The sequence below is a fragment of the Nostoc sp. genome (assembly GCF_054880495.1).
The window spans coordinates 1-4,892 of record NZ_JBTYKD010000082.1; the positions used below are offsets into that span (position 1 = coordinate 1).

Sequence of the window (4,892 nt, forward strand, 5' to 3'; positions counted from 1 at the left end):
GAGAGGGGAGCAAATTCTCTAGTTCCCCTTCTCCCAAGTTGGGAGAAGGGGTTAGGGGATGAGGGCAAAACGCCTTCTCAAAGCAGATTTTTTCTGAAGTTGACACCAATGGCTTTCCGGCCCACCCCACAATAAATAGTTAGATATTTTTTTGTTTGCAACTCCCGTTACTACCAGCCAAGCTAGTAGGGAGAGTAACTTTAATGTTAGCCAAAAGTGGGGTTAGGTGCTTTATCTTATGGGCAATTCCACGGACATGATATTATTCTTCATTTAAAGATGGATAATTAGCGCAGGTACATCGATAGCCAAAAGCAAACTCCCACTTACCAATTGCTTTGTCAAAAAAGTTGACGTAGGTAGTTATTCTGTAATATAGTATATTACACAAGAAATGAGTTAGATTAAAAAGACTTCCTAGCCAGTACAGCACAGTGGAAATAAAATTACCATTTGTACGCAGTTAGTTTAATTTACGAGAAAACTTTTTCAAAATCTCCTACTTCACCCAAAATAATTCGATTAACGCTGCATAACTAACAAATATGGATTTTGACTATTTTAGAAGCAATGAAGGCACTCCTACAAATAATAGCCGGCAAAGCTTGCTTGCTAGCGGTTGGCGACCGTTTAACCGAGAATTAGACTGGGGGTTTTTGTGGCAATTGTTGGCTAATGACTCCCGCGAATTAACTCAAAAAAGTTTGAATTTAGCGAGTAATGTTGCTGATGTTTTGGGACGAAATAATTATACTTGGTGGGCTAATTTATTAAATGTTGTATCTGATAATACGCGCTATGAACTTGAAAAGTTTTGGAATTACATCACGCCAGATCCTCAATCACCAGATCATCTCTACAAAGATATTTTGAGTACGGAAACGCCCATCGTCCAATTTGTCAGTCGTAGTAGCATTCCTATTGATTATGTTCTTAACCGACTGCAAGAAATTACTGTACTGCGAGTTTTAGGTGTGTTGGGTAGTCCCGATATTATTACCCAGTATTACTCAGAAAGAGATTTTTATTTTCCGATAAACAAATTTATTAGCTGGGAACGCTTAGACGTTCTCAATACTGTTTATGCTTACTGGTCGAAATATGACGTTTGGTTGCAAATTGACCCCTACGATCGCGGGCGACGACAATATACTTTAATGGCGAAAAATCTCACGCCACTAATTAACAAAGCGACTTATGACTTAGCAGTTATGTTGAGTGGATATCAAAGTCGTGTAGGCAAAATTCACAGTCAATTTCTGATTCGCACATTTCCCGCAGATATCCAAAACTTTACTGATTCTGTACAGCAAGCGATTCTTAATCAAAACCAGTTAGCGGTTGTTATACATGGGCAACCAGGTACAGGTAAAACAGTCTGGACACAGGCAGTAGCAAAAGAAATTCTTCTACCTTTAGGGTATGTAATTTTTATTTTAGATCATGATGCGATCGCTAATTTTGTCCCACCGACTTACATAGAGCGTATTTGTATCGTTATTAACGAAGCTGATAATCTAGCGCAAAATCGTGCTTCCGAAGTAGCGCAATATAATAACAAAACCGAACACATTCTGAGTTTGCTGGATGGCACTTTGTATCAGAGTGTAATTGATGACTCTGGTATTCAGATGCAGCAACGGTTAGTTGTCTTGATGACTTGCAATACCACTGAAAGATTAGATCCAGCTATGTTACGTAAGGGCAGGGTGGATTTAATATATGAGTTTACGCAACTGTTTGTGTAATATCAACCTGTAGCTAAACCCTAATGTGAGGATTTCCAGATAATAACATACCAGGAAAATAAATAACTGTGAAAATTCAACAACTGATTACAGAAGCACTTAGTCTACCTAATAATGCGATCGCCTACAATATTAGTCAAGAGTTAGTAGCAATTTATCCCAATAAAGGACTGGTAGAGGGTAATGATTCTACATTTAATTTGGAGAAGTATGCCAAGGTAAATCTCTGTACTCTCCAACATAATATTTTTATCCATAACCAGATTATTACTAGCTGGGATGGGATGGAGCAAGAAATTTACAACCATACAGAAAATGCCAGTTTTGAAGTTACATGGCAAGGACACAAACTCGATATACTCTTAATGAGTTGGCAAGAAGGTTATTGTAAAACTCGATATTACTGGATTTTAGCTGATAGCAAAGTAATAGCTGAAGAATTTTTTGTTGCAGTTTGTGACTGGAATTCCGAAATTCGTGACGAGGTTTTAGTCTTTGAAGATGGTTATTGGGAAAAAAATCTCGACCTATTTCAATCCATTAAAGGTGCTACTTTTGATAATCTTATTTTGCAGGGTAATCTGAAGGAAGATATTCAAGATGACCTGAATAAATTCTTTACATCCCGTGAAACTTACGTAGCTTATGGTGTGCCTTGGAAGAGAGGTCTTTTATTCATTGGTTCACCGGGAAATGGCAAAACGCATACAGTAAAAGCATTGATTAATCAAATGCAACAACCTTGCTTGTATGTTAAAAGCTTCAAGTCTGAGTATGACACTGATAGCGAAAATATTCGTAAAGTATTCAAACAAGCGCGGCAGTCAGCATCTTGTATTTTGGTACTAGAAGATATCGATTCTCTCTTGACTGAAGAAAATCGCTCTTTCTTTCTCAATGAACTGGACGGCTTCGCTTTGAACGACGGAATTCTCACCATTGCAACTACAAATCATCCAGAACGCTTGGATTCAGCAATTAGCGATCGCCCCAGCCGCTTTGACCGTAAATATCACTTTGAACTGCCAGATATCTTAGTCAGACAAGCTTACATAGCGTTGTGGAATAATAAATTCAAAACTGCAATGCATTTGTCAGACGAGGCTATAAATCAGATAGTTGCACTGACAGATGGCTTTTCTTTCGCATATCTCAAAGAACTATTTCTCTCATCAATGATTCGCTGGATAGGAACCTTAGAAACTGGGGCAATGGAGAAAATTATGCTTTCTCAAGTTGCAATTTTGCGAGAACAAATGAGCAGCACAACTATTGGTCGTGAAGGCTGAGGAAACTAGAATGAAAGAAGTGCCTAAAATCACAGCCAAACACTTTTAAAACATCCTCTGAGAATAAAGAGTATAATATTTGCTGTAGCTATTTTTATGGTGAAAAAAAATGATGCTATCCACCTGAAATGAGCATGCTTCAATTAAGCATATTAGGCGCAAATATAAAAATCTCTATCTATATAAACAAGAGCAAGAATATTTAATCTCGTCATCAATGCCACAGCATAATTCCGTTGCTATAACTGACGTGCAAGCAGCACAAGAGCGAATTTTGGGGATTGCCCACCGCACACCTGTGCTGACTTCTACAATCGTTAACGATCGCACCAATAGCCAAGTGTTTTTTAAGTGCGAAAATTTTCAACGCACAGGATCATTTAAATTTAGAGGTGCATACAACGCACTCATACAACTGCCTATTCCAGAAAAACAAAGGGGTGTCGTTACTTTTTCTTCTGGGAATCATGGACAAGCAGTAGCGCTTGCCGGAAAATTGTTAAAAATTCCTACTACGATTGTAATGCCAGAGGATGCTCCCTCTGTTAAGCAAGCCGCTACTAGTGATTATGGTGCAGAAATCGTTTTGTATGACCGCCAAAAAACAGATAGAGAACAATTCGCTGATATTCTTTCCAGAGGAAGGAAGATTACACTCATTCCGCCTTACGATCATCCGCGCATCATCGCCGGACAGGGGACAACTGCTTTAGAACTGATCCAAGAAGTTGGTGAGTTGGACTTATTATTAGTTTGTTGTGGCGGTGGCGGATTACTTTCAGGGTGTGCGATCGCAGCCAAAGCACTTTTACCGAATTGTAAAGTAATCGGAGTAGAACCAGCACTTGCCGACGATGCTACCCGCTCCTTTCACAGCAAAACGCTGCAAACTGTCAAGAATCCTGATACCATCGCCGATGGTGCCCGGACTCCTAGCCTTGGTCAAATTACTTTCCCCTTAGTGCTGCATTACGTCGATGATATGGTGACGGTATCTGAAGAAGCGATTCTTCGCACCATGTTTTTCTTGTGGGAACGTCTAAAAATTGTAGTTGAACCCACCGGAGTACTTGCAGCAGCAGCCTTACTCGAAGGTGTGGTGACAGCACCAGAAGCGAGGATTGGTGTCATCATTAGCGGTGGAAATGTAGATTTGGCGCAAGTTGGTAAATTGTTTTCTGTGGGATTGTAATTAACGTGAGTCTCACAAGAGATTGCCACAAGAAAAGGGAGGTTACTGCCTCCCTGCTACTTTTTATCAGTCTAGTCTATTAAGTGCTAATCTCTAAACTGAGAGTAATTTATTAGCGATAGTCATACTCATGTCTCTCACGCCATTCACGTCTCTCACGCCATTCACGTCTCTCATGTTCTCTACGTCGCCATTCACGGCGCTCACGTTCTTCACGCTCTCTACGTATAAATGCTAGTCTTTCATGTTCTCGTTCGCGCCACTCCTGTCGGTGATCGTTTCCAAAAATTACTTCTACTTGAGCAGATGCACGCTCTGCTAAAACACTCGAAGTTAGCAAAACGCCTAACAAGCAAGATGAGAAAATTCTTTTCACGTTCATAAAGACATCCTTTGATTGAACCAGAAATTTATAGTTTTAGACTTTTTTCCTTCACAAAAGTTTCAATTAGGGGAGACCTTTTCACTCCTATACCAGCCCTCTTCTTAATTGCTCGTTGTCTGTTTCAGAAAACATTTTCAAGGCAACCCCCATTGCATCATTGTAGTTTGTCACGATATACAGCAGATTTCAAGTTGGTGAAGTACACGAGCTAAGTAGAGGGGCGTGAATAATTCAAGGTTTGTAGTAAGGACTTTAGTCCTAATTTGAGGGCTGTTCGC

Annotated in this window: 4 protein-coding genes; 3 read left to right on the forward strand and 1 reads right to left on the reverse strand. The window is 39.8% G+C overall.

The window, feature by feature from the left end:
- Positions 1–545 precede the first annotated feature (545 nt).
- The 3 genes from ACYTXL_RS09415 (at position 546) to ACYTXL_RS09425 (ending at position 4,229) form a co-directional block, all read left to right on the forward strand.
- Positions 546–1,748 carry an AAA family ATPase gene (locus ACYTXL_RS09415; RefSeq protein WP_461924499.1) on the forward strand — a complete coding sequence of 401 codons (1,203 nt, stop codon included), beginning with the start codon at positions 546–548 and terminating at the stop codon, positions 1,746–1,748.
- A gap of 68 nt (positions 1,749–1,816) precedes the next feature.
- Positions 1,817–3,037, forward strand: a complete 1,221-nt coding sequence (locus ACYTXL_RS09420; RefSeq protein WP_461924500.1) for an AAA family ATPase — start codon at positions 1,817–1,819, stop codon at positions 3,035–3,037.
- A 217-nt stretch (positions 3,038–3,254) separates the two neighbouring features.
- On the forward strand, positions 3,255–4,229 hold the full coding sequence (locus ACYTXL_RS09425; protein ID WP_461924501.1) for a threo-3-hydroxy-L-aspartate ammonia-lyase: 975 nt from the start codon (positions 3,255–3,257) through the stop codon (positions 4,227–4,229).
- A gap of 112 nt (positions 4,230–4,341) precedes the next feature.
- On the opposite strand, the gene ACYTXL_RS09430 is transcribed toward ACYTXL_RS09425, so the two are convergent.
- On the reverse strand, positions 4,342–4,611 hold the full coding sequence (locus ACYTXL_RS09430; protein ID WP_461924502.1) for a hypothetical protein: 270 nt from the start codon (positions 4,609–4,611) through the stop codon (positions 4,342–4,344).
- Positions 4,612–4,892 lie beyond the last annotated feature (281 nt).

Bases quoted from the DNA above. Each gene is read 5' to 3' on its own strand.
- ACYTXL_RS09415 (WP_461924499.1), top strand. From the start codon at position 546: ATGGATTTTGACTATTTTAGAAGCAATGAAGGCACTCCTACAAATAAT.
- ACYTXL_RS09425 (WP_461924501.1), top strand. From the start codon at position 3,255: ATGCCACAGCATAATTCCGTTGCTATAACTGACGTGCAAGCAGCACAA.
- ACYTXL_RS09430 (WP_461924502.1), bottom strand. From the start codon at position 4,611: ATGAACGTGAAAAGAATTTTCTCATCTTGCTTGTTAGGCGTTTTGCTA.